The following is a 26,292-nucleotide window of genomic DNA, read 5'->3' as shown; positions in this document are numbered from 1 at the left end:
AAGGTCGATGAACAACGAAAGACAACAGCGACTCGGCATCGACTTCGGCCGGGTCATCCAGGGCGCGGCCTTCGCGGCGGGCGCCGCGGACACCGTATTTCTGTCCGGGGGTATCGAGCAGGCGCTGGCATCACCGCCGAGTGCAGACGCGTTCGAGGTATTGGCCCGGTTGGTGCGTCGGTTCGACGGTCAGGCCTGGGTCATCTCGAAATGCGGGCCACGGGTTCAAGAACGCACCCTGCAGTGGCTGGACCACCACGGGTTCTACGACCGCACGGGCGTGCCGAAGGACAATGTGCGGTTCTGTCGGGCCCGGTCGGATAAGGCGAAACACTGCGCGCAATTGGGGATCACACACATGATCGACGACCGCATGCAGGTGCATGAGGCCCTGCGCGATCTGGTGCCGCATCTGTATCTGTTCGGCGTACAGGATGGGCCGATACCGGACTGGGTCGAGCACACCCTCACCTGGCCCGATGTCGAGATCGCCGTCGGTGCCACGCTGACAGCCTGACACCGGATGTGGGTCCGGTCATATCCGAGCGGGATATCGTCGATCTTTACGCGATTCGAGTGTGAACACCCGCCTCAGCGCATGTATCCTTCAACCGGAAGCTGTGCGGTCGGCCCGATCCGGGCGGCGCCTTCGAGTAATCCGCAGTGGTGACGGCCCTGTGGCGGCATTGAGGAGGTGGGGTTGCGATGCGCAGCGAACCTCCCAGTCGAAGGCCGCGCGGCGCCGCCCCTTCGTAAAACCGTCCTGCAGTAGTCGGTCCAGGGGTTGGTGCCCGCGGTGTGACTTCGTTTTCGATTCACTCGCTTACTCGCCCGCGTGCTGAGGACCTCCCATGTCGCAGACCGATCTCATCGAAGCACGTCCGACGCTGTCCGCATCCCTGCAGGACATCGTGGACACCCATCGTGTCGCCGCCGCGCTCGACTGGCTCGACAACCAGCAGCCGCATGTCATAGCGGACGAGCTCGCGCGCATGGACGCCGTCCAGGCGGGCATCGCCTTCCGTCTGCTCGACAAGGATCTGGCGCTCGCCGTGTTCGAGGAACTCGAACCCGTTGACCAGCAACAGATCCTGGAGGGTCTGCGTGATCAGAGCTTCCGCGATCTGGTCGAGGCCATGGATCCTGACGACCGAGCCAGGATGCTGCGTGAGGCGCCGGCGAAGGTCGCCAAGAAGGTGCTGGCCGGACTGAGTGCGCGTGAACGCCGGATGACCGCTTCATTGCTCGGCTATCCGGAGGGTTCGGTCGGGCTGTACATGACGCCGGAAGTCGTTGCGCTGCCGCGGAATTTGAGTGTGCCGGATGCTTTGCAGACCGTGCGGATAAAGGGCATCAATGCCGAAACGGTGTACACGCTGCCCGTCGTCGACGCCGGTCGCCGACTCACCGGCATTGTCGAATTGCGCGAGCTGGTACTGAGTCGTCCCGACGCCATGGTGTCGGATCTGGTCGTCACCGAGCCGACATTCGTGCGCGCGACCGACTCCGCCGAGAAGGCGGCGCGGCTGATGCGCGAAACCAATGTCATCAACCTGCCGGTCGTCGACAGCGAGGACCGGCTGGTCGGACTTCTCACCATCGATGACGCCGTCGAGGTCATCGAGGCCGCCGACAGTGAGGATGTCGCCAAGCAGGCGGGTTCCGCACCCTGGGAGGGCCACTACATGGCGGCCAAAGTGTTCCAGCTGGCCCGCTACCGCGCACTCTGGTTGCTGCTGTTGCTGTTCGCGGCCACCCTGACGGTCAGTGTCACCGACTTCTTCGAGGGCACCCTGCAGCAGGCGGCGCACCTCGCATTGTTCATACCGCTGCTCATCGGCGCGGGCGGGAATGCGGGGGCCCAGGCGGCGACCGCGTGCGTGCGCGCGCTCGCCGTGGGTGAGGTACGCGGCTCCGACCTGTTCAAGGTGATCTGGCGCGAATGCCGCGTCGGCCTGGTCCTCGGCATCATGCTGGCCACGGCGGGCATCGCCATCGGCGCGCTGTTCGTCGATCCGGGCACCGCCCTGGTCGTCGGCATCACGTTGGTCATCATCTGCGGCTGGGCCGCGACCATCGGCGGCACGATGCCATTGCTCGCCAAGCGATTCCGCATCGATCCGGCGGTGGTCTCGGCCCCGATGGTCACCACCCTGGTCGACGCCACCGGCCTGATCATCTACTTCACCACCGCCAAACTGGTCCTCGGCATCTGAGGCGAATCGCCCTGACGCACAAGGCTTGCCGTCTCTCGAACGTGCGTGTCCGCGTGTCTCCCGTGTGTCGGAAAAGCATTCCGACCGAAGCTTGGCAGTTGTCAGAGCCGAACGCTATTGTCGAACATGCTTTCGATGTCGAGTGGCCAAGGGGAGGGTTCGACCATGAGTACCAGCGGGAAGTCTCTTGAACAACGGGTATGGGAACTAGAACTGTGGCGCGATCACCAGATCACCCGGGATACTGTGACGGTGACGCAAATCCACGAGCAGTTAGCTGCTATCCACGCCAGCATGGGCGGCATCCGCACCAGCATCGGTGATCTGGATGGCCGTTCGGTCGCGTCGCGCTTGATTTCGATGAATGTCGACATGGGAAATATGGCTTCGCGTCAAGACGTGATGGATGTACGACTGGCATCGATAGAGTCGGATGTGGGCACACTCAAGTCGGATGTCGGCACACTCAAGTCGGATGTGGGCACGCTGAAGTCGGATGTGGGCACGCTGAAGTCGGATGTGGGCACGCTGAAGTCGGATGTGGGCACGCTGAAGTCGGATGTCGGCACACTCAAGTCAGACGTTGCTCAGATTCTGCAGATTTTGCGGAAACCCAACGACGACAAGTAGTTTCAGGCGAAGAAATCTGGCTCGGCTCCTCTGGGGCCGAGCCAGATTTCGTTGCGGTAGCTCAGAACTCCCAGTCTTCGTCTTCGGTATTGACGGCCTTACCGATGACGTAGCTGGAGCCGGAGCCGGAGAAGAAGTCGTGGTTCTCGTCGGCATTGGGGGACAGGGCCGAGAGGATGGCCGGGTTGACTTCGGTTTCGTCCTTGGGGAACAGGCCCTCGTAGCCGAGGTTCATCAGCGCCTTGTTGGCGTTGTAGCGCAGGAACTTCTTGACGTCCTCGGTGAGGCCGACCTCGTCGTAGAGGTCCTGGGTGTATTCGACCTCGTTGTCGTAGAGCTCGAAGAGCAGCTCGAAGGTGTAGTTCTTGAGGTCTTCGCGCTCGGCCTGGCTGAGCAGTTCCAGACCCTTCTGGTACTTGTAGCCGATGTAGTAGCCGTGCACCGCCTCGTCGCGGATGATCAGGCGGATCAGGTCGGCGGTGTTGGTGAGCTTGGCCCGCGAGGACCAGTACATCGGCAGGTAGAAGCCGGAGTAGAACAGGAAGCTCTCCAGCAGGGTGGAGGCCACCTTGCGCTTGAGCGGATCGTCGCCGCGGTAGTACTCCAGCACGATCTCGGCCTTGCGCTGCAGGTTTCGGTTCTCCTCCGACCAGCGGAACGCGTCATCGATCTCGCGGGTGGAGCACAGTGTGGAGAAGATGGAGCTGTAGCTCTTGGCATGCACCGACTCCATGAACGCGATATTGGTGAGCACCGCCTCCTCATGCGGTGTCACGGCGTCCGGGATGAGGCTCACCGCACCGACCGTGCCCTGGATGGTGTCCAGCAGCGTCAGGCCGGTGAAGACCCGCATGGTCAGTTGCTTCTCGTCGGCGGTGAGGGTGTTCCAGGACGGAATGTCATTGGACACCGGCACCTTCTCGGGCAGCCAGAAGTTGCCGGTCAGGCGATCCCAGACCTCGGCATCCTTCTCGTCGGGCACCCGATTCCAGTTGATGGCCGACACCCGGTCGATCAGTTTCATCCTGCCTCCACACCCTTCCCGAGCACGCTGCCGTCACGGAATTGCTACGCCCTGAACACTACTCCTTGGGGGTGACAAGTCCGTGCAGCACAACACCTTGTGTCGCAGCGGCGTCTTTCGCGATGGCGCAGATGCGCCGGTGACCACCGCGTGCGGCACCCATTGTGCGGCACGCGATGTGAAATCCGTGCATCGATACCGGCGCTGTCATCGTGGTCGCCTGCCGTTTGCCATCCGGACCGTCGCGGGCCCGGTGCACCGGGGATGCGTGGTTGTGGTGTCGGCGCCGAGATTGCCGCAATTGCTCGGTGACAACCGCTGGTGCGCCTGGCAGCCTCGGCCGCACCGAAGTGGGCGCAGTGTCACATTTTCGCTCGCGGGTGTCGGAGCCCGGCAGTAGCATCGGTCCGACTGTGGCGGCGACCGAGAGGGCCAGATGTCCGCACCGACCGATCCGGATATGTCCGATCTGCTCGGCCGACTCTCGCGTGTGCCGAGTGGCCGCCGGAGCAAATGGGTGGTGCTCGGCGTTTGGATCATCGCCCTGCTCGCACTGGGCACCTTCGCTGGAAAGCTCACCGGCGCGCAGAAGAACGACAATGTCACCTGGCTGCCGGACAGCGCCGAATCCACCCAGGCATTCAAGCTGGCCGAGAAATTCGGCAATAGCGATCAGGTTCCGGTAGTACTGGTGTACGAGCGCAGGGACGGGATCACCGAGGCCGATCGACTTGTGGTCGGCGCCGATGCCAAGCGGTTTCGGCAGGTCGAGCATGTGGTGTCCGATGAGGTGCTCGGCCCGATCCAGTCCGGCGATGGTCAGGCGCTGGAGATTCTGGTGCCGATCTCGATGGGATCCGAGGGCTTCAACCGACTGACGAATGTCGTCGCTGCGATCAATGATGCGGCAGGGGAGCGACCCGACGGATTGTCCTTCTACGCCACCGGACCGGCCGGGTACGCGGCCGAATTCGGCGAGGTGTTCAAGGGGATCGACGGTTTGCTGCTGTATTCGGCCGCCGCGGTTGTCATCGTCATTCTGCTGATCACCTACGGTCCGATGCTGTGGCTGTTTCCGCTGCTCACGGTCGGTTTCGCGCTGGTGATATCGCAGGCCGCCGTATTCGGCGCGACCAAGGTGGGGCTGACCGTCAACGCGCAGAGCCAGGCCATCCTCACCGTCCTGGTCTTCGGCGCGGGCACCGACTATGCGCTGCTACTGGTTGCGCGCTATCGCGAGGAACTGCGCCGCCATCCCGATAAACATGAGGCGATGGCGGTCGCGCTGCACCGCGCCGGACCGGCGGTGCTGGCCAGCGGTTGCACCGTGATCGTCTCGATGCTGGCGCTGCTGGTAGCGGAAATGAACTCCACCAAGGGCGTCGGGCCAGTCTGTGCCATCGGGATCGCGGTGGCGCTGCTGGCAATGTTGACCCTGCTGCCCGCGCTGCTGGTGATCGTCGGCCGGTGGATCTTCTGGCCGCGGCATCCGAATTTCGGCACCGTCAACGAGACCGAATCCGGTATTTGGGCGCGCGTCGGATTCGCCATTGCCCGGCGGCCGCGCACCGTCTGGATCGGCACCGCACTGGCACTCGGTGCACTCGCACTCGGTGTCAGCGGGTTGGAGGCCGAGGGCGTCGCGAATAAGGATGCCTTCGTCGGCTCATCCGCCGCAGTCACCGGAACCGAAGTGCTGGAACGGCATTTCGAGGCGGGCACCGGTCAGCCGGTGATGGTCGTCGCCTCGTCCGCACGCATCAGTGCGGTCGGCAGCGCCTTGGGATCGACACCCGGAATTACGGCGCCGTCGCGACCGATCGTCAAGGACGATCTGGCCTATCTGGAGGGCACGCTCACGGATCCGCCGGACAGCCGGGCAGCCGAGGCCACCATCGACCGGGTGCGTGCGGCTGTGCACGCGGTGGATCCGCAGGCCAGGGTCGGCGGGCAGACGGCCGTCGTGCTGGACATCAAACGCGCTGTGGCACATGACAATCGGGTCATCGTGCCGGTGGTGCTCGCCATCGTGATGGTGATCCTGATGGTGCTGCTTCGCGCGGTGTTCGCGCCGATTCTGCTCACGGCGACGGTGGTGCTGTCCTATTTCGCCGCGCTCGGGCTGAGCCGCTGGATCTTCGATCTGGCTGGTTTCAAGGGCGCCGATGCCGGACTGCCGCTGCTGACATTCGTCTTCCTGGTGGCACTCGGAATCGACTACAACATCTTCCTGATGTCGCGGGTGCACGAGGAGGCGGTAAAGCATCGCACCAAGGCGGGCGCACTCATCGGTTTGGCCGCAACGGGCGGGGTGATCACCTCGGCCGGACTGGTCCTGGCAGGCACATTCGCGGTATTCGCGACCATGCCGGTGGTGACCTTCGCCGAAATGGGCATTGTCATCGCCGTCGGCGTGCTGCTCGACACCGTGATCGTGCGTTCGATCCTGGTCACCGCCCTGACGCTGGATATCGGCGATCGGATCTGGTGGCCGAGTGCGCTGGCCCGGCCGCGTGTGGCGGCCGAACCCGAGCCGGAGATCAGTCTCAGTAGGTGACCCGCCGCCGCGCTGCGGCGTTTCGGGCGCGTCGAAGGTTACGTTGTGGCCGTCGGTTACCACGCGTTTCGCCAAGGAGGGTGTGTTATGACCAGTCCCGGCCCGACCAAAACCGGACCCGTGCTCAATGACATGACGATCTTCGCGGGCGTACTGATTCTGATCACCGGCGCGCTGCATCTGCTCACCGCCATAGCGGCCATCGCCAAGCGTGACTTCTTTGTTTTGACCGAGGATCAGGTTTTCCAGGTGAATGTCTCGGCCTGGGGCTGGGTCCACCTGGTGATCGCGGTGCTGATCATTATCGCGGGCATCGGCATTGTCACCGGACAGACCTGGGGTTATCTCGCGGGTATCGTGATGGCCTCGATCAGCCTCCTGGACAACTTCCTGTTCGCGCCCATGTACCCGTTCTGGTCATTGGTAATGATCGCGCTCGATGTGCTGGTGATCTGGGCGCTGGCGCGGCAGATCGGCGCGCAGAGCACAGTCGTCCGATAGGTTTCGCGTAATCGGCCCCCGATCCGTCGAGTACGGGTCGGGGGCCGAGTTGTTGCCTAGCGGGTGCGCGGCGGCGGTCCGCCCGGTCCGCCTTGTCCGCCGGGACCGCCCTGTCCGGGCGGCGTGCCCTCGGCCTGGGTGTTCTGCGATTTCTCTGCGACTCCGATGGTGATCGAAACGGTCATCCCCGAACTCGGCGTGCCGGTGACCGTGGCCAGTTCGGCATCCCAGCCGTCACCGAAGACATTGTCCGAGGCGAGTGAGATCTGGGAAAGGTTGCTGATGCTCTGTGCGTATCCGGAGTCGGCGGCGAAGACGGTGCTGCACACGTCCTGAGGCAGTGCGATCTGTGAGGTGAGGTGGGCGTTATCGCCCGCGACGGCGGTGCTGAGCGAATCGTAGACCTCGAAGTGGATATGCGGCCATCGACCGGAGTAGCAGGCGGGGAAGATCGAGGTGAAGCTCACTTCGCCATTGGCATCCGCGACCTGCACGCCGCGCAGGTAGTTCTGGTCGGTAATGCTCTTGCCGTAGAGCGAGTATTCGCCGGAGCGGTCGCAATGCCACACGTAGACGGCCATACCCGCGCCCGCCGCGCCGTTCTTGGTCAGGTCCTGCAGCTTCAATCGCAGCGTCATCGGAACACCTTGTGCGACACCGGAATACGAGCCGAAGCTGGTGGTGATGTCGGATCGGACCACACCGGATTGAATCAGCACATTGGGCCCGTTGGAGCCGTCGCCCGGGTACGGGCCCGCGGTCTCCTGCGGTGCCGCAGCGACCGTGCCGGTGCTGGTGGTCGTGGTGCTCGCGGCGGCCGTGGTGGCGGAGGTGGCGCTGGTGGTCGTCGCCGATGCGCAGCCCGCCGCCACGGTCGCCGCACCAGCGGCGCCGAAGAAGACCAGGGCGCGGCGACGCGACATCACCTTCATATCGTGGGCGAGTCCGAGATCGTGCTCGTGTACGTCGCCGTCGCGGTGGTGCGCGGGCTGTGCGCTCACTGCGTTGTCCTTCCGTCGTATCGATTGCCGTCGATTGTGACGCTATGGACGCAGGCTGGGCGGTATGTGGGCCTGGGCTGGGAGCGAGCTGTGAGCGAGCGGGCCATCAACACAGCGCGCAATCGCGCACGACGGAGCCGAGTACCAGCGAGGCGCAGTCATGAGCGGGCGCCGACCGCCACCAGCCCGGTCTGGCGAGCCGCGTTTCGGCGCGCTGCTCGATCAGCGAGATCTGATCGCGCCGCCCTACGCACAATTTGGTTCGGCCGGGTAGCTGCGGTGTACCGCCGTCACGACCTCGACCCGCATGGACGGTGGTATGCCACCGCTACGCGCGCCCTGCGCTGATGGGAACAACGATTCGGGTCATGTGCGCGGTTGCGGCGATGGGGCTGCCGCGAGATGCTCATCGAGTACCGGCGCGATGATCGAGAGTGCGTGCGGTGAGGTCAGGTCGTTGTGGGCGAGCTCGATATCGTGGTTGATCACCCGGCCGGAGGCGTAGGGCCGCCAACCGTCCGGCCCGACGATATCGGAGCTATCCACGGTGGCGCTGAAATAGAGCAGGTCGCCCTGGTAGACGGGGCGGTGGTAGCCGGTGCGGGTGCGCGTGGACGCGTTGTAGGAAGCCGCCATTCGCTCGATGATCTCGGCGTCGATCAGTTCCACACCGAGCCGGGCCTCGATGAGTTCGGCGGCTTCCTTGGCACTCGCCTCGGCGGGCACGTCGTCGATGCCGAAGATCGCGCCGAAGCTATTGACGAATGCGCCCGCGGACAGCTGTTCGATGGTATCGCTGTCGATGTCGGCATGGTCGGTGTCCAGAAGGGCCACGACACCGACGGTTTCGCCCTCGGCCTGCAGCTTCGCCGCCATGGCGTGCGCGATGAGGCCACCGAAGGACCAGCCGAGCAGATGGTACGGTCCGGTCGGCTGGACGGCGCGGATTTCGCGGATGTACCGGTCGGCGGATTCGTCGATGGAACGCGCCGCCGGTTCGCGGCCGCTGAGTTCCGGGGCCTGTAGACCATAGATCGGGCGGCCGGGCCGCAGTCGTTCCGCGAATCCGAGGTAACTCCAAGACATTCCGGACGAGGAGTGGATGCAGAACAGTGCGGGCTCGGTGCCGCCGAGTCGGATCGGCAGCAGCACGTCCAGACCGAGTCCGCCTGGTGCGGCGGCGGTTTCGCGTGCGGCCACCTGTGCGGCGATGGTCGCCGATTCGTCGTCTGCGGCGCGCTGCGCTGCCGGGGTGTGCACGAAATGGGCTGTAGCAGAGAGTATTTTGCGCCAGAGGCGAGCCAACGCGAAGATCTCGGCGCGGTCCACAAGTGTTTCGGGGAAGCGGAGACTCGCGTGCAACCGATCATCGATGACGACTGCGCTGATCTCGAGTGCGGACGCGACCGGGAGTTCGGGATCCGCATCGGCGTGCAGATCGCCGAATTCATCGGTGGGGGACCAGCCGAGCCCTTCGAGTCCGGCGGGAATATCGACCTCCGAGTGCCGACCGAGGTATTCGAAGCTGACACGTCCTGGTGATCGAGACGGAAGCTGTTCTGCCGCAGTTGGATTGAGGTAACGCAGCATCCCGTATCCAATGCCCTGGTCCGGTATCGCGAGTAGTTGATGTTTGATCGCGCGGATCGCCGCGCCCATCGCAGCACCGCCCGCGCAGGCATCAGCGATATCGATCGCGGACAGATCCAGCCGCGCCGGGTAGCTATTCGTGAACCAGCCGAGTGTGCGGCTCAGGTCCGCACCCGGGATCACGTCGTGCCTGCCATTGCCCGTCAAACGCAGCAGGGTCGTCGGTTCGCCTGCACGCCACCGCGCCAGCGCCAATACCAGCGTGGCAAGCAGGGCGTCGGTAACCATGCCCTGGAACAGTTTCGGCAGTGTGGTGACCAGTGCGGTGGTGACCTCCTCGGATGCCTCGAATTCGACCGTGCGCGTTGTGTGCGCCTGATCGATCGCCGGATCGAGCTCGCGAGCGCCGATCAGCGAATCGGGACCGTCGATCATGCCCCGCCAGTAGTCGAGTTCGGCGCTGCGGCGCTCGGTCCGCGCTTGCTCGACGAGGGCATGCGCCCACCGCCGCATCGACGTACCGACGTCGGCGAGCACGGGTGTGTTCCCGACCGATACCTGCGCCCACGCGGCGATCAAGTCCGCCGCCAGAATTCGCCACGACGCACTGTCTACGGCGAGGCGGTGCACCACCACGATCAGGCGGCCCGATCGCGTTCTCGCCCCGGCATCACCGACCGGATCCAGCCAGACAGCTTGCAGCACAATGCCACTCGCCGGAGACAGTCGGTCTGTCGCTGAACTCAGCTCGGCGACGGCGTATTCACGCAGATCGAGCAAGTCGGCGGCGGCATCGAATTCGATGCGGTGCACCAGTGCGTCGACGTCGACCGAGCCGGGCGCGTCGATCTGCCAATTCCAGCCGTCTTCCGCGGGCCAGAGTCGCGAGCGCAGTATGTCGTGCCGATCGACCACGGCGGCGAGTGTCGCGACGAGCTGTGCACGCTCGATTCCGACCGGAAGTTGCAGCACCACGGACTGCGCGCAGCGGTCGATATCGCCGCCGCGCTCGACCAGATCGTGCATGTTCGGGGTGAGCGGCACCTCGCCGATACTGCCACCGGGCAGTTCGTCGAGCCGCGCGACCGGCCCCGCCACCACAGCGGCCAATGCGGCCACCGTGCGATGTTCGAAGACCTGCAGCGGCGTGCACTGGATTCCGTGCATTTTCGCGCGGGAGACCAGTTTGATCGCCATGATGCTGTCACCGCCGAGCGCGAAGAACGAATCGTCGACGCCGACCTTGTCGCGACGGAGCAGCTCGGCGTAGATCTGCGCCAGGATCTCCTCGGTCGGAGTCGTCGCAGCGCGATATTCGGTCTCCTCCACGACGAATTCCGGTTCCGGCAATGCTCGTCGGTCGAGTTTGCCCACGGCATTGAGCGGGATGGCATCCATGACCACGAAGGCGGCGGGCACCATATACGCGGGCAGGGTATCGGCGGCGAGCGCGCGCACCCGGGCGGTATCGAGTTCGACACCGGGCTTGCGCACGAGATACGCCGCAAGCGCTGTGGCTCCGGTCGGCCCGGGAACGCCGAGGGTGACGGCGAAGTCGACCCCGTCCGCGCGGCCGAGAACGGCGTCGATCTCACCCAACTCGATGCGCTGACCGCGCACCTTGACCTGGAAGTCGGTGCGGCCGATGTACTCCAGCTCCAGTCCCGTCGCCCGGATCCAGCGCACCAGGTCACCGGTGCGGTACATGAGTTCGCCGGGACCGCCGTAGGGGTTCGCGATGAAGCGCGCGGCGGTCAGACTCGGCCGGGCGTGATAGCAGCGGGCCAGTGCGGAGCCCGCGAGGTATAGCTCACCCGCGACACCGACTGGCACCGGACGCAGCCGATCGTCGAGGACCAGTGCGGCCGCACCGCGAATGGGCGCACCGATGGTGACCGGTGCGTTCGCGACCAGCGGCGCGGAACCCGTTGCCCAGATGGTGAATTCGGTCGGACCGTACAGATTCAGCATGGTCCGGCCGTCACACCAGCGTTCGACCAATTCGGCGCCGACCGCCTCGCCCGCCACCGCGAGCACCCGCACACTCGACACCTCGGCGGGATCGACGGTGGCCAGCGCCGATGGAGTGATAACCATATGCGTGACCTGTTCGGCGGCAATCAATTCGGCGAGTGCGCTACCACCGAAGACTTCCGGCGGTGCGACCACCGATGCGCCGCCGGAGCCGAATGCCATCAGCGCCTCGAAAACTGATGCGTCGAAACTCGGTGAGGCGACCTGCAGTACCCGCGAGTTCTCGTCTACGCCGAGCGATTCTCGTTGTGCCGCAATGAGGTCGGCGATACCCCGATGGGAGACGGAGACGCCCTTGGGTGTTCCGGTCGAACCCGATGTGTAGATCATCCAAGCAGGGTTGTCCGGACGGATCGACCCCAATGACAAAGCGGCGTCACTTGTCGCCTGTTGGCGCGCAATGAATTCGGCATCGTCGAGCACCAGCCACTCGGTGCTGTCGGGCAGCAGCGGCCGGTAGGCGGTGAGGGTGAGACCGACCCGGGCACTCGAATCGGTGAGCATGTGATCGATCCGGTCCACCGGATGTTTCGGATCGACCGGTAGGAAGGCGGCACCGGCCTTGGCGGCCGCCCACATGCCGATCAGCAGTTCGGCGGAGCGGGGCAGACCCAGCGCCACGACGGTTTCCGCGCCGCTGCCAACCTCGAGCAGGAGCCGGGCCAACCGGTTCGACTGGGCGTCTAGCTCACGGTAGGTCGTTGTCCGCCCGTCGGCGACCAGGGCTGGGCGGTCCGGATAGGACGTGGTGGATGCGGCGAGCGCCTGGGTGAGCGTCGTGGTCCCCGCGGTTTCGGTGCCGCGTACCGGAACCAGTTCGGTGCGTTCGGATTCGGCGAGGATATCGATATCGGCCAGGCGGATATCGATATCCGAGACGATCGCGGCGAGCACACGACGCCATCGATCGGCAAAGGTCGCCACGGTGGCTTCGTCGAAAAGGTCCGTCGCGTATGTCAATACACCCTCGACGCCGTCCGGGCCGTCGGCGGTGAAACGTTCACGCAGATCGAGCGTCAGATCGAATTGCGAGGCACCACGATCGAAATCTTCCACCTCGAACCGCAATCCGGGCAGTTCCAGGACCGGTTCCACGAAATTCTGCAGTGACAGCGATACCTGGAATATCGGATGGTGTGCGGTCGATCTGGTCGGATTGAGCACCTGGACGAGCCGTTCGAACGGCACATCGGTATTGCCGAAGGCATCCAGATCCGCGGACCGCACGCTCGCGAGGAACTGCCGGAATCCAGTCCCCTGATCGACCGGCGTGCGCAGGGCCAGCGTATTGACGAACATGCCGACGAGGTCGTCGAGGGCCTGCTCGCCACGCCCCGCGACGGGCGTGCCGATCACGACATCGTCGGTACCGCTGAGCCGTGCCAGCAGCACCGCGAGCGCGGCGTGCACGACCATGAATACGCTGACATTGTTGGTGGCGGCGAATTCAATTATGGCGCTGTGCAATTGCGCGTCCAGCGTGAAATCGACATCGGCGCTGCGCATCGACTGCACTGCGGGGCGCGGGCGATCGGCGGGCAGCTCCAACACATCCGGCGCACCGGTGAGGGCATCGGTCCAATACCGGGTCTGCCGGGCCGCAAGCGATTCCGGATCCGCCTCGTTACCGAGCAACTCTCGATGCCACAGTGCGAAGTCGGCGTACTGCACGGTGAGTGGCACGCGGGAGGTGCCGGCCCCGCTGGTCCGTTCGGAGTACGCCGCGACCAAATCGGCTGCCAACGGCGCCATCGATGCGCCGTCGGCGCTGATGTGATGCACCACGAGCACCACGACATGCACCGAGGGCACTTCGGTCACCACTGGAGCCGGGGCCAGGACCGGACTCGACGACACCGGCGAAACGTCCATCGACGCATGCGAAGCCACCGGCGAAACGCCCACGGTGGGGCTGGAGGACACCGGCACCAAACCCTTGCCGTCCGCACCGGTGCCCTCGGCGATGCGGAAGATGCCGACCCGCAGCGGCGGTTCCTTGGTGATATCGAATCCGGTGCCCGCCAAGGCGGTGATCCGATGACGCAGGGCGGCAGTGTCTTCGGCAGCGATCACCGTCAACTCCGGCGCGGCCGCCGCGGTGCTGATCACCACCTGCCGGGGTCCCTCGGCGTCGGCGGGGTAGATGGTGCGCAGACTCTCGTGCCGCTCGACCACATCGGCCAGCGCATATTGCATCGCCGCCACATCGAGGTTTCCGGTGAGTCGCAAGGCGATCGCGATGTTGTAGGCGGGCGAGGTGGGATCCATCCGATTGAGTACCCACATGCGTTGCTGCGCCGGAGACAACGGAATTCGGTCCGGACGGATCCGCGGTGCCAGCGCGAACCGGCCAGGCTTGCCGTCGGTGGCCGGGATGACCCGTGCGGACAGTTGGGCCACGGTCGGCGCGTCGAAGAGATCGCGCAGCGCGATGGTGGAGCCGAGGGACGAATTGATTCGGGCGACAACCTTGGTCGCGCTGAGCGAATTGCCGCCGAGTTCGAAGAACGACTGGTCGACGCTCACCTGCTCGTTGCCGAGCACCTCGCCGAATACCGCGGCGACCGCCTGTTCGACCGCCGTCCTTGGCGCGAGATACGGCCGGTCGGTGGCCGAGAAGTCCGGCACCGGAAGGGCTTTGCGATCCAGTTTGCCGACTGGGGTCAGCGGAATCTTATCGAGCACGACCAGGTATCCGGGCACCATATAGCTGGGCAGTTCGGCCGCCACCTGTTCCCGTAGGCGCTCGGGATCGAGTTCGGCGCCCGGGGTCGGCAGGACATACGAGACCAGCACGGTCGCGCCCGCCGGTCCGGTGAGGCCGATGGTCACCGCGTATTCGACCTGTTCGTCGCGTGAGAGCACGGCATCGATTTCGCCGAGTTCGATCCGCAGACCACGGATCTTGACCTGGAAGTCGCTGCGGCCCAGATACTCGAGCACGAGTGCGCCATCGGCGCCGGTGACCCATCGGACCATATCGCCGGTTCGATACATCCTTTCCCCGGCCGCGCCATACGGATTCGCGATGAAGCGCGCCGCGGTCATCGCGAACCGGTTGAAGTAACCACGTGCCAGCGCCGGACCGGCCAGGTACAGCTCACCCGCGATGCCCACTGGAACCGGGCGCAGCCAGGTATCGAGCACCAGATTGGACGCGCCGCGGATCGGGCCGCCGATGGTGACCAGTTTCCCCGGCAGCAGTTCGGCGGGATTGGTCGCACATACGCTGAATTCGGTGGGGCCGTATAGATTCACCATCCGCCGCCCGACCGCCCAACGGTCGATCAGTTCGGGTGCGCCGGCCTCGCCCCCGATCCCGAGCACCCGCAGGTCGGGCAGATCGGTCGGTTCCATGGTGGCCAGCGCCGACGGCGTGATCGCGGCATGGGTGACCCGTTCGGTGCGCAGCAGATGTTCGAGATCGCTGCCGCCGTAGACATCCGGTGGCGCTACCACCAAGCGGCCACCCGTCGAATGCGCCATCAGCAGCTCCATGACCGATGCGTCGAAACTCGGCGAAGCGACCTGTAGCGAACTGGTAGAGGGACCGAGTTCGAGGGCCTCTTGTTGTGCGGTCGCCATATTCGTCAGGCCACGATGGCTGACCAGGACCGCCTTGGGCTTACCGGTGGAGCCCGAGGTGTAGATCAGGTAGGCGGTCTGGTCGATATTGATGGGGCCGCCGCGCTCTTCGTCGGTGATGGGTGCGTCCGAGACGAGCATGACCCGTCGAATCGTGTTCAGGTCGTCGAGCAGCAGCCAGTCGATGGTGCCGGGCAATGTTTCACCGGTCGCCGTGATGGTCACCCCGATCGGCGCCTTCGAATCGGTGAGCATGTGCTCGATCCGCTCCACCGGATAGCTCGGATCCAGCGGTAGGAAGGCCGCTCCGGACTTGGCGAGCGCCCAGACTGCCACCACGGATTCCAGTGATCGGGTGAGTGCGAGTATGACGAAGATCTCCCGACCGACACCGCGGCCGAGCAGTACCCGGGCGAAGCGGTTGGACCAGGCGTCGAGCTCGCCATAGCTCATGCTGAGATCGCCCGCGGTGATCGCGATGGCATCGGGATCGATGCGCGCGCCTGCCGACAGGATGTCCGGAAGTGTTTGTGGCGGAACCGACTCCGCGCCTCGTACCGGCAGCAGTGTGGCCAGTTCAGCGTCGTCGCAGTATTGCAGTTGGGAGACGAGGGCATTCGGGCTGTCGGCGATTTGGGTCAGCAGCCGGACGAAGCGATCCAGCAGTGGTTGTGCCGCCGTGAGATCGAGCTGGTCGGCCATGAATTTCAGGTTGATGCGCAGCGTGTCGTGCCCGTCTTCGCCGTGCACCGGAATGACCATGATGCCCAACGGGTAGGGCGTCGCGTCGGTGCCTTCGACATCTAGCACCCGCATACCCGCGATATCGAGCGCCTGCGACAGCGCCTCCCGGTCGATCGGATACGACTCGAATACTGTGAGCGTGTCGAAGAGTTCGGCGAGGCCGACGGCCCGGTGGATGGCGGCCAGCCCCACATGCTGGTGGTCCAGCAGGCGCGCCTGCTCGGCCTGGAGGCGGGTCAGTAGGTCGGCGACCTTCTCCGCGGGATCGAGCTGGACCCGTACCGGGAGCGTATTGATGAACAATCCGACCATCTCTTCGACACCGGGCAGCTCCGGTGGCCTACCGGATACGGTGCCGCCGAACACCACATCCGTGCGCCCGGTCGACATGGCGAGCAGCATTGCCCATGCGGCCTGCACCATCGTATTCACCGTCGCGCCGGATTCGCGTGCGATGGCCTCCAGCCGCTCGACCGTGGCGCGGGTCAGGTCGTGAGTGATCATTCCGGCCTCGGTCGATTCGATCCCGGCCAGCGTCGGGACCGCGCGCGTCGGCGTATCCACGCCGGCCAGCGATTGCGTCCAGGCTGCGATCGAGGCCTCGTTGTCCTGCTCATCGAGCCACGCCAGGAACTCTCGATACGAGTGCGCGGGCGGCAGTACGGCTGTGTCGCCCCTCGCGACGTAGAGCGTTAGCAGCTCGCGCACCAGCAGCGGCGTCGACCAGCCATCCAGCACCAGATGGTGATTGGTCATGACCAGCCGATAGATATCGGCCCCGGTGCGGATGAGGGTGAAGCGGATCAGCGGTGGGCGGTCGAGTTCGAATCGGGTACGGGCATCGAGGGCGATGAGACGGTCGAGTTCGCGGTCGCGTTCGTCGGCGTCGGCGATATCGGTGAGATCGATATCGTGCCAGCGGATTTCGCCATCGGCGAGAACGAGTTGGCGCGGACCGTCGTCGGTTTCGGCGAAGGCGACGCGCAGGTTCTCGTGCCGCTCCACCAAGACCTGCGCCGCACTGCGCAGGCGGGCGGCATCGACGGTGCCCGCCAGGGTGAGCAGTGATTGGACGGTGTAGTCGTCGGCGGTATCGGTGTCGTAGAGCGCATGGAAAAGCAGACCGTACTGCAGCGGTGAAAGCGGCCAGACATCGACGAGGCTCGGGTAGGTGCGTTCCCAGCTCTCGATCTGCTGTTGTGGCACAGCGACGAGTTCGAAGTCGGACGGGGTGCGTCCGCCCGCGCCCGGCGAGCCGGCGTGCACCGCGAGCGCGTGCAGCGCCTGCGACCACAGCTCAGCGAGTTGACCGACATCCGCCTGGTCGAGCAGCCGCGAGGCGTAGGCCCAGGTGACCTCCAAGCCGACATCGGTGAGCACGGCATTGATATCGACGACCGCGGCGAGCGGCGCCGACTCGTTGTGCGTCGCCGCGAAACGCTGTGGTAGCCACGCTCCCGCTTGCCCGCCGGTGAGCGCACGGCCGAGATAGTTGAAGCTGAGCTGCGGGATCGGCGCGTCCGCGAGGGCGCCGGCGGACTCCGGATGCTGATAGCGCAGCATGCCGTAGCCGATGCCCTTATCCGGCACCGCGCGCAGCTGTTCCTTGACCTTCTTGATCGCGGTGCCCGCCGCGCCGCCACCGGCGAACGCGTCGTCGAGATCGATGCCGCTCACATCTATAGCCAGCGGGTAGATGCTGGTGAACCAGCCGACCGTGCGGGCGATATCGGCGCCGGGCAGCAGCGTCTCGGAGCGGCCGTGGCCTTCCAGGGTGAGCAGCGCGGTATTGCGATCGCGCCAGCGGCTCACCGCGAGAGCGAGTCCGGTGAGCAGCACATCGTCTGCGCCACAATGGAATTGGTCGGGCAGAGTGGCCAGTACGGTGTTGGCGATATCCCGGTCGACGGTGGTCTGGTACTGGCCCATCGTGGCGACGACGTCGACCGTGGGATCCAGTGCCGCCGAGCCGATGACCGGATCCGGGGTGGCCAGCATCTGTTGCCACAGTGGCAGTTCGGCCACCCGCTCGGGCGCCTGTTCGGCTTGACCGTATGCCCATCGCCGGAAGGAGGTGCCGACGGGCACGAGTGCGCCGCCCGCCGCCGCGATCGCTAGGTCCGGCAACAGGATTCGCCAGGAGACGCCGTCGGTCACCAGATGGTGCAGTACCAGCCAGCACAGTGGATCGGCCCCCGCGCGCTCGATCAGCACGAAGCGCGTGACGACACCCGCCTCGGGATCGAGCAGATCCGCCGCCTGTTGTAATTCGCGCTCGTAGCTGTCGTCGGAGTCCGCGTCGGCCGCGACTACCTCGATCAAATCATCGGCAGTTATCGAATCAGGCTCGGCGACAATCCATTCCCAGCCTCGCTCGGTGTGCCGAAGTGTAGAGCGAAGCACATCGTGATGGTCGATGAGCGCTTGGACCGCGGCGCGGAGCTGGTCGCGGTCGAAGGCCTCCGGGAGACCGATCAAGACGGCCTGACCGAAGCGGTTCCAGGTCGGTCCCTGCTCCACCATGGCGTGCACGATCGGCGTGAGCTCGATGGTGCCGACCCCGCCACCGGGCAGTTCGGTGACCGTCTGCGCGCGCACGTCGGTCGCGATCGCGGCCAGCGCGGCAACGGTCTTGCGCTCGAACACATCTCTTGCACTGAAGCCGATCCCGGCGGCCTTCGCACGCGAGACCAGCTGGATGGAGACGATACTGTCACCGCCGAGTGCGAAGAAGCTGTCGTCGACACCGACCGTTTCGAGTCCGAGGGCATCGGCAAACAAGTCGGCCAGTGCCGCTTCGCGCGGCGTCGACGGCGCCCGGCTCACAAGTTCTCGGACCCTGAAATCCGGTGCGGGCAGGGCCCTGCGGTCCACCTTGCCGAGCGGTGTCAGCGGAATGCTGTCGAGCACCATGATGACCGAGGGGATCATATAGGCCGGAAGTGTCTCACCGGCAGCGGCTTTCAGCGCCTCGGGGTGAATCTCGGTGCCGGGCTTGCCGAGCACGTAGGACACCAGTGCGGTCGCTCCGGCGGGGGTCTCGGCGCCGATGGTGAGTGCGAAGTCGACATCGGGCTGTCGTTGCAGCGCCGCATCGATCTCGCCGAGTTCGATGCGGAACCCGCGCACCTTGACCTGGAAGTCGCTGCGGCCCTGGTACTCCAGTTCGTCGTCCGCGGTCCACCGTACGAGATCGCCGGTGCGGTACAGCCGCTCACCCGGCGCGTACGGGTTGGCGACGAAACGGCTGGCGGTCAGCCCGTTGCGCTGGTGGTAGCCGCGCGCAACGCCCGCGCCGGCCAGATACAACTCACCGACCACGCCGCGGGCCACCGGCCGCAACCACGGGTCGAGCACGACAGCGGTGACGCCGCGAACGATGCTGCCGATGGTTACCGGCCCGCCGGGGCGCAATGGCCCGCTCAAGGTTACGGTGACGGTGGTTTCGGTGGGCCCGTAGCCGTTCAACAGCGTCCGCCCGGACCAGGTGGTCACCAGCTCCCGCGGACACGCGTCACCACCGACGACGATCGTCTGCAGATCCGGCAGCGTCGCCGGGTCCAGTGAGCCCACCACCGTCGGGGTGACATTGAGATGGGTGACCCGGTGCGCGCGCAGAACTTCGGCCATCTCCTCGCCCGCATAGGCCGATGGCGGCACGACGGCGAGCGTCGCCCCTGCCGCGAGGGTGACCAGGATCTCCTCGACGGAAATATCGAAACTCGGCGAAACCGCATGTGCCACTACGGAATCGGCGTTGACACCGAATCCGGCGCCGGAACCGGTGACCAGATTCGCCAGGCCGCGATGCGACACCAGCACACCCTTGGGCAGTCCCGTCGATCCGGAGGTGTAGATGATATAGGCGATCTGATCCAGGTGTACCGGCCCGCGGCGTTCGACATCGGTGATCGCCGCAGAATCTTGCACGTCCACCGTTTCGGCGGTCGCGTCATCGTCGAGCAGCAGCCAATTCACGCGGTCCGGCAAGGACTTTCGCGCCGGGTGCACGGTCAAGCCCGCGACGACCCCGCTGTCGCCGACCATATGCTCGATCCGGTCGGCGGGATAGGTCGGGTCGATCGGGACGAATGCCGCACCGGATTTCGCCACCGCGAGCGTGGCGAGGACGGATTCGACCGAACGCGGAATCGAAATCGCAACGGTGCGTTCGGGTCCGGCGCCCGCCGCGATCAGCACGCGGGCGAGGCGGTTGGTGTACTCGTCGACCTGACGGTAGGTCATGCTGGTATCGCCGCTCCGCAGCGCTACCGCCTCCGGGTCTAGTGCGGCACCGGCCGCGATGATTTCGGGGAGGGTGCGCGGTGCGACCGCCTCGGGTCCACGCGCGGGCACCAGCCGATCCTGCTCCTGCGGGGAGACGACCTGGACGGTACACAGCGGCGCATCCGGTCCGGCGGCCAGGAACGCGTGCAGGAACATCAAGAAGCGGGCATGGTGTGCCGCCAATTCATCGGTGCTGTACAGGTTCCCGTTGCCCTGCAGATCGATGTGGGTGCTCTCGCCGCCGACGCCCGGATACAGATTGAAAAACACGTCATCGATCAACCCGGATGTCAGCACGTGCAGTCGTCCGGTGACCGAGCCGAGCTGAATCCTGGTGTCCACCATCATCAAATTGACGGCCGGACCGAACGACGACGCCTCGTCCATCGACCAGCCGAGATCACGAACGATGTCCTCCTGCCGGTAACGCTGTCTGCGCAGCGCCCCGGTCAGCTCACTCTGCGCTGCCCGGATCACATCACCGACCGTGGTGGTCGGTGACAACATCAGGCGCATCGGAACGACATTGGCGACCATACCGCCGGAGCGGCGCAGTGCCGCAGTGGTGCGTCCCGACACCGGCAGGCTCAGCACCACTTCGGGCGCACCGGTCATCGCGGCGAGATAGGCGCCGAAGGCGGCGACGATGGTCGGTGCGGCGTTCGAGTCGGCCGCCTTCGCCACGGTATCGAGCAATTCGGCCGTCGCGGCGGGCAGTGCGCCCGAGACCCGGCTCGGCGGTGCGTCGACATCGGCCTCGCGACCTGCGAGATTGACCGGGGCGGCCATCCCGGCCAGATGCTCGCGCCAGTACTCGCGGTCGGCGTCGAATCGGTCCGAGCCGCGGTAGGCCAGATCGGCGTCGACGATCTTCTGCAGTGGTTCGGCCTTGGCGGGCGGCGCCTCGCTGCCCTCGATGGCGGCGTTGTAGATCTCGCCGGTGCGCTGTACCAGTGCGAGCGCACCCATACCGTCCAGCACGATGTGGTGCATGCGCGAGTACCAGAACCAGCGGTCATCGGCCAGCCGCAGCATGGCCACCGCGACCAATCGGTCGTGCGTCAGATCCAGCGGCGCGGAGTACTCCGCGCGCATCCAGGCATGTGCCGCTGCCTCGGGATCGGGCTTATCGCGCAGGTCGATGACGGTGAGTTCGTCGACAATGGTGGTGTCGACGAGCTGGTACGGCTGACCCTCGACATCGAGCAGCCGGACATATCCGGTCCCGAATTCGCGCCCGGTCTGCTTGGCGGCCGCGGCGAGCGCGTCGAGATCTAGTTCGCCGATCAGTTCGACGTACTGTGCGATCGAGATAGGCGTGTCGCCCGCGATGTGCTGGGCGAACCAGATGCCGCGCTGGGCTGCCGACAGCGGGAACGCGCTGTCGGGCGGTGCGGTGCCTACTTTTCCGTTCGAGGACGATGGCTGTTGCATAAGCACACCTGCGTTCTGACGTCTGGAGCGGTGGCGCACCGCTGGTCCCGACCGTCGCGTAGTAGCAAGTTCATTTTGGACCGGCGCCGAGCCGACCGAAGGCGTATTGACAACACTGTGTTCGATCGGCGGCGTCCCCGGGGGTTCGATGGGCGACGTCCAAGGGGCTCGAGTGGTCGCGCGGTAGTGTCGCCTCCGGGTCCGGCATACGCGCCGCTGCGCGCCCGACCTCGGTGGGTTCGGGCGCGCAGGCTGAATAGCGGATCAGGCAGACTTCCGCTCGGTCAGCCGATCGGCAGCGGTGATCGGGGAGTCGGAGCTGACCAGGTAGCGCTGCAGCGTCGAGCGGTCGTCCAGGAGCAGCCAGTCGATCGCATCGCTGAGCTCAGGGCGGCGGGCCTTGGTGGTGATGCCGAGGTAAGCACCGGGGACGGCGGTCGCATCCTCGGCCACCGACGCCGGAGTCGCGCCGAGTTTGACGACGGCGGATGCGGCAACCGTGGCTTCGATCTGCGGGTCGATCGCCAGCGCGATCCGCGCGTTCGCGGCGGCGCCCCGGTCGATCAGCACTCGGGCCAGCCGGTTCGCCCAACGATCCAGCTCGACGTTGGCGAGCGTCTCGGAGTTGCTGGCGACCGCATGCAGCTCGCGCTCGGCAGCGTTGCGCAGGCGCGGCTGCAGCTGGATGACGTTGGTGGCGGGCGATTCGACCAGAGTGCTCATTGTGCTGTCCCCTCAAAGGATCCGTCTTGTTCTCGGTGTCCTTCTAATCTCGCTGACGGGAGGGTTTGGCGACAGCTACCCAAGCGCTGGTGAGAGCACTCCAAGGGTGAGCGAATCCATACCCAAGGTGTGCGCGCTCGAGGACGATCAAGTCACTCGCAACGGCCACGGAGCGAGTCTTACGAGCGACGCCCAAGGTGTGCGCGCTCAGAGGACGATCAAGTCATTCGCGACGACCACGGAGCGAGTGTTACGAGCGACGCCCAAGGTGCGCGCGCTTAGAGGACCGATCAGCTCACTCGCGACGGCCACGGAGCGAGTCTTACGAGCGACGTTCGCGGCCCGTCTCGCGGCCGAGCTGTCGAAGCGCATGCGCCGTAGGCGCGAGTCTCGACGGCTCGGCCGCGAGACACGAGGGGGCCGCGAACACGCCGCGCCGAAGGCGCGGCCAATTCAATACAGTCAGTCGGTGACGTAACCGTTCAGGCTGCTGCGCAGGTCGGCGAGCAGGGCACGGGCCGCGGTGAGCCCGGCACCGTGCCACACGGTGTCTTCGACCGCGAAGACGCGCTTATCGGCGGCAGCTCCGAGATCCTTCCACGCATCGCTGCGCAGCACCGTTTTACCGCGCTGCTCACCGGCTTCGCCCGCGAAGATGACGTAGATGATGTCGCCCTCGACCTCGAGCAGGTTCTGCTCGGTCACCTCGAAAGAGGTGCCGCGCTGCGCGGTCGGCCGCTGCACACCGACATCGGCGAGGACCTGTCCCGCGAAGCTATTGTTGCCCTGGACCTGATCCTGGTCGGCGGTGAAGCGCACCACCGAGGCCTGGGACTGGCTGGCGCCCAGAATATTACCGGTCTCGCGTGCTTCGTTGCGGTAGTTCTCCAATGCCGTTGCCGCGGCATTACGACGCCCGAGACCCGCTGCGAGCGTGCCGAATTCGGTCTGCCAGCCGCTGCCGGGATCGGCGAGAACGGTCGGTGCGATCGTCTGCAATGCTGCGAAACCGCCTGGGCCGCTGGAAATATCGCCGATGATCAGATCGGGATGCAAGGCGGCGATCTGCCCGATATCCGGCTGTGCCGGCGAACCGACCGCGGGAATCTTCAGCACGCCGTAACCGAGATACATCGGCTGAGAGCGGGGTCCGTCGATCGGGACCGCGCCGACGACCCGCTCCCACAGACCGACCGCGCAGGCGGCGTCCAAGGCGGAGGTGGACAGCACCACGATGCGCTGCGGATCGGCGGGCACCTCCGAGGTGCCCGCGGCATGGGTGACGGTGCGAGTCTTGCCGTTCGACGGATCGGGTGCGCTCGGCAGCGGGCAGGCCTGCGAGGTGTCGCGCTCCAGGCCGACCACACCCGCACCCGCGATATTCGTCGTGGTGCGAATGATCGAGCTGGCGTCGTCTTTCTGGCTGCAGCCCGCGATGAGCAATGCGGCGCAGAGCAGAGCGACCGCCGTGCCCCCCTGCCGGACCGCGCGATTGCTGGCGGTGCCGTATCGGCGGGAGTCTGCGTTGTTTCGAGCGACCTGCGAGCAGTCGCTATCGGTGTTGTTTCGAGCGACCTGCGAGCAGTCGCTATCGGTGCGGTTTCGGGTGCGAACAAGGGCGCTCACCGGCATGCGGGTGAGGGTACCGCGTGGTGTGGGTGCCGAGACGCGAAGGCCACCACCGCGCGCACATCGCATTCCGGACCGCAGTTGTGACCGCGCGGAATCCAGCTGTCGTACAGCGGATTCCGCGCGATCGTCGGATCGGCTACCCGGCGTTGCCGCCGATGCTGAAACGCGCCCCGGTCGGATCGGCGACCTGCGTGATCCGGCCGTAGGGGGTGTTCTCGGGCTCGGCCAGTACAGTGCCGCCCAGTTCGACGACCTTGGCGACGGCCGCGTCGACGTCATCGGCGCCGAAGTAGATCTTCCAGCCCGCGGGTACGCCCTCGGGCAGGAACGCCGAGCTATCCATGACACCGCCGAGCATCGGGGTGGTGGCGTGGATGGTGGTGTAGCGGAACTCCGGGGAGTCGGAGATGGTGAAGGTGTCGTTCCAGCCGAAGACGTCGCGGTAGAAGTCGAGCGAGCGCGCGTAATCGCGGGTGTGCAGTTCGAACCAGGACGGGATGCCGACGTGGTCGCTCCATTTGCCGCCGGAGGCGATGCCGATGGCCTCGAAACCGCCGAAGGTGCCGGTCTGCCAGATGCCGACACCCGCGCCGCCGACATCGCCGAGCACGGCCATCGCGCCGAGATCGCCCACGTCCATGGGCGGCACGACGACCGTGCCGCCGTGCTCGGCGGCCGCGTCGGCGGTGGCCTTGGCGTCGGGCGAGGCGAGGTAGACCGTCCATTGGTCGGGTCCTTCGACCCCGTCTCCGGTCTTGCCCATGCCGCCCGCGACGGCCTTTCCGTTCTTGCGGAAGGTGATGTAGCCGCCGAACTCCTCGTCCGCGCGGTCTGCGGTCCAGCCGAACAACTGGCCGTAGAAGGCAATGGCACCGTCTGGATCAGAGGTGTAAACGTCGCCCCAGCAGGGATCGCCGGTCTTCGGTGCGGGCCCACCTGTCGTCCGACCGCCACCACTCATGGAATCGCTACGCGATGCTGTGCTCATCAATGGTCTCCTTGCCGAGAGTGGATCACTGTCATCGATAGAGACGTCGGCCGCCCGGGAAAGTCATCGCAGGCATGGCGTCGGATTTCGATTGCCGCCGCAGTCGCCCGCACCGGGAAATACGACGCAGAGTAGGACCCGTGCGGATGGCTGCGACAGCACGGTTTACGATCTCAGGAGCGCAAGCGAACTCCTCGTCTGTCCCCGGTGGTGGGGCGGATGTGAGCAGCGGAGCCTGCGGAGCGACCTAAAGGCACCTTTCAGGAGGATCAGTGACTGCCGTAGAGCCAAAGCCAGTCCCTCAGTTGGAAGCGACTCGGCCGTATCCGGCTCGGACCGGGCCGAAGGGCTCGTTCATCGTCAAGATGGTCACCACCACCGACCCCAAGGTCCTCGGTGTCATGTACCTGACCACCTCGATGGCGTTCTTCCTCATCGGTGGTCTGATGGCCCTGCTGATGCGTGGTGAGCTGGCTCGCCCGGGTCTGCAGTTCCTGTCTACGGAGCAGTTCAACCAGCTGTTCACCATGCACGGCACGATCATGCTGCTGTTCTACGCGACCGCGATCGTGTTCGGCTTCGCCAATATCGTCCTGCCGCTGCAGATCGGCGCACCCGACGTCGCCTTCCCGCGACTGAATGCCTTCAGCTACTGGCTGTACGCATTCGGCGCGACCATGGCGACCGCGGGCTTCATCACCCCCGGCGGCGCCGCGGATTTCGGTTGGACGGCGTACGTGCCGCTGACCGACATCCTGCACTCGCCCGGCGTCGGCACCGACCTGTGGATCCTCGGCCTCGCGGTCTCCGGTCTGGGCACCATCCTCGGTGGTGTCAACATGCTGACCACCGTGGTCTGCCTGCGTGCCCCCGGTATGACCATGTTCCGGATGCCGATCTTCACCTGGAACATCGCCGTCACCAGCGTCCTCGTGCTGCTCGCCTTCCCGCTGCTGACCGCCGCGCTGTTCGGCCTGGCCTACGACCGCCATCTCGGCGGCCACATCTACGATCCGGCTACCGGCGGCATCCTGCTCTACCAGCACCTGTTCTGGTTCTTCGGCCACCCCGAGGTGTACATCATCGCGCTGCCGTTCTTCGGGATCGTCTCGGAGATCTTCCCGGTCTTCTCGCGTAAGCCGATCTTCGGTTACACCACGCTGGTCTACGCGACCCTCGGCATCGCAGCGCTGTCGATCGCGGTGTGGGCCCACCACATGTACGCCACCGGCGCGGTGCTGCTGCCGTACTTCTCGTTCATGACCTTCCTGATCGCCGTCCCGACCGGTGTGAAGTTCTTCAACTGGATCGGCACCATGTGGCGCGGCCAGCTGACCTTCGAATCG

At 65.6% G+C, this 26,292-nt stretch carries 13 protein-coding genes; 6 read left to right on the top strand and 7 right to left on the bottom strand.

Annotated elements, in window-relative coordinates; genetic code table 11:
* The first annotated feature begins 7 nt into the window (after positions 1-7).
* The 3 genes from AB0J47_RS12985 (at position 8) to AB0J47_RS12975 (ending at position 2,846) form a co-directional block, all read left to right on the top strand.
* A complete protein-coding gene (locus AB0J47_RS12985) occupies positions 8-517 on the top strand; it encodes a hypothetical protein (RefSeq protein WP_364344684.1) in 510 nt (169 codons plus the stop codon).
* A gap of 334 nt (positions 518-851) precedes the next feature.
* The gene (gene mgtE / locus AB0J47_RS12980; protein WP_364344681.1) at positions 852-2,216 is read left to right on the top strand and encodes a magnesium transporter; all 1,365 of its coding nucleotides are present in this window, start codon (positions 852-854) and stop codon (positions 2,214-2,216) included.
* 165 nt (positions 2,217-2,381) lie between these two features.
* On the top strand, positions 2,382-2,846 hold the full coding sequence (locus AB0J47_RS12975) for a hypothetical protein (RefSeq protein ID WP_364344678.1): 465 nt from the start codon (positions 2,382-2,384) through the stop codon (positions 2,844-2,846).
* 61 nt (positions 2,847-2,907) lie between these two features.
* Here the strand turns inward: AB0J47_RS12975 and nrdF are convergent, their stop codons facing one another.
* Together nrdF and AB0J47_RS12965 are read right to left on the bottom strand one after the other, a co-directional pair.
* A complete protein-coding gene (gene nrdF / locus AB0J47_RS12970) occupies positions 2,908-3,870 on the bottom strand; it encodes a class 1b ribonucleoside-diphosphate reductase subunit beta (protein WP_364344675.1) in 963 nt (320 codons plus the stop codon).
* Between the two features lie 58 nt (positions 3,871-3,928).
* Positions 3,929-4,081 carry a hypothetical protein gene (locus tag AB0J47_RS12965; protein ID WP_364344672.1) on the bottom strand — a complete coding sequence of 51 codons (153 nt, stop codon included), beginning with the start codon at positions 4,079-4,081 and terminating at the stop codon, positions 3,929-3,931.
* A gap of 225 nt (positions 4,082-4,306) precedes the next feature.
* Here AB0J47_RS12965 and AB0J47_RS12960 point away from each other — a divergent pair, with 225 nt between their 5' ends.
* Together AB0J47_RS12960 and AB0J47_RS12955 are read left to right on the top strand one after the other, a co-directional pair.
* Positions 4,307-6,427, top strand: coding sequence for an MMPL family transporter (locus AB0J47_RS12960; RefSeq protein ID WP_364344669.1), 2,121 nt, complete (start codon positions 4,307-4,309; stop codon positions 6,425-6,427).
* An 87-nt stretch (positions 6,428-6,514) separates the two neighbouring features.
* The gene (locus tag AB0J47_RS12955) at positions 6,515-6,928 is read left to right on the top strand and encodes a hypothetical protein (RefSeq protein WP_364344666.1); all 414 of its coding nucleotides are present in this window, start codon (positions 6,515-6,517) and stop codon (positions 6,926-6,928) included.
* Positions 6,929-6,984: 56 nt separating this feature from the next.
* On the opposite strand, the gene AB0J47_RS12950 is transcribed toward AB0J47_RS12955, so the two are convergent.
* The 5 genes from AB0J47_RS12950 to AB0J47_RS12930 form a co-directional block, all read right to left on the bottom strand.
* Entirely contained in the window at positions 6,985-7,929 is a 945-nt protein-coding gene (locus AB0J47_RS12950) for a dioxygenase (RefSeq protein WP_364344663.1), read from the bottom strand.
* Positions 7,930-8,295: 366 nt separating this feature from the next.
* Positions 8,296-21,603, bottom strand: coding sequence for an amino acid adenylation domain-containing protein (locus AB0J47_RS12945; protein WP_364344660.1), 13,308 nt, complete (start codon positions 21,601-21,603; stop codon positions 8,296-8,298).
* A gap of 264 nt (positions 21,604-21,867) precedes the next feature.
* Complete coding sequence (locus tag AB0J47_RS12940) at positions 21,868-22,326, bottom strand: hypothetical protein (RefSeq protein ID WP_364344657.1); 459 nt, start codon at positions 22,324-22,326, stop codon at positions 21,868-21,870.
* Positions 22,327-22,788: 462 nt separating this feature from the next.
* Positions 22,789-23,958 carry an ABC transporter substrate-binding protein gene (locus AB0J47_RS12935; protein ID WP_364344654.1) on the bottom strand — a complete coding sequence of 390 codons (1,170 nt, stop codon included), beginning with the start codon at positions 23,956-23,958 and terminating at the stop codon, positions 22,789-22,791.
* A gap of 136 nt (positions 23,959-24,094) precedes the next feature.
* Positions 24,095-24,919 (bottom strand): VOC family protein, encoded by an 825-nt coding sequence (locus AB0J47_RS12930; protein WP_364345200.1) that lies wholly within the window; start codon positions 24,917-24,919, stop codon positions 24,095-24,097.
* Between the two features lie 299 nt (positions 24,920-25,218).
* Between AB0J47_RS12930 and AB0J47_RS12925 the strand changes: the two genes are divergently transcribed.
* A partial coding sequence (locus AB0J47_RS12925) for a cbb3-type cytochrome c oxidase subunit I (protein WP_364344651.1) occupies positions 25,219-26,292 on the top strand: 1,074 nt, incomplete at its 3' end.

Source organism: Nocardia sp. NPDC049737, assembly GCF_040674755.1.
Taxonomy (GTDB): domain Bacteria; phylum Actinomycetota; class Actinomycetes; order Mycobacteriales; family Mycobacteriaceae; genus Nocardia.
Note: the sequence above shows the minus strand (reverse complement) of the source record. Positions and strands in the feature narration are given on the sequence as shown.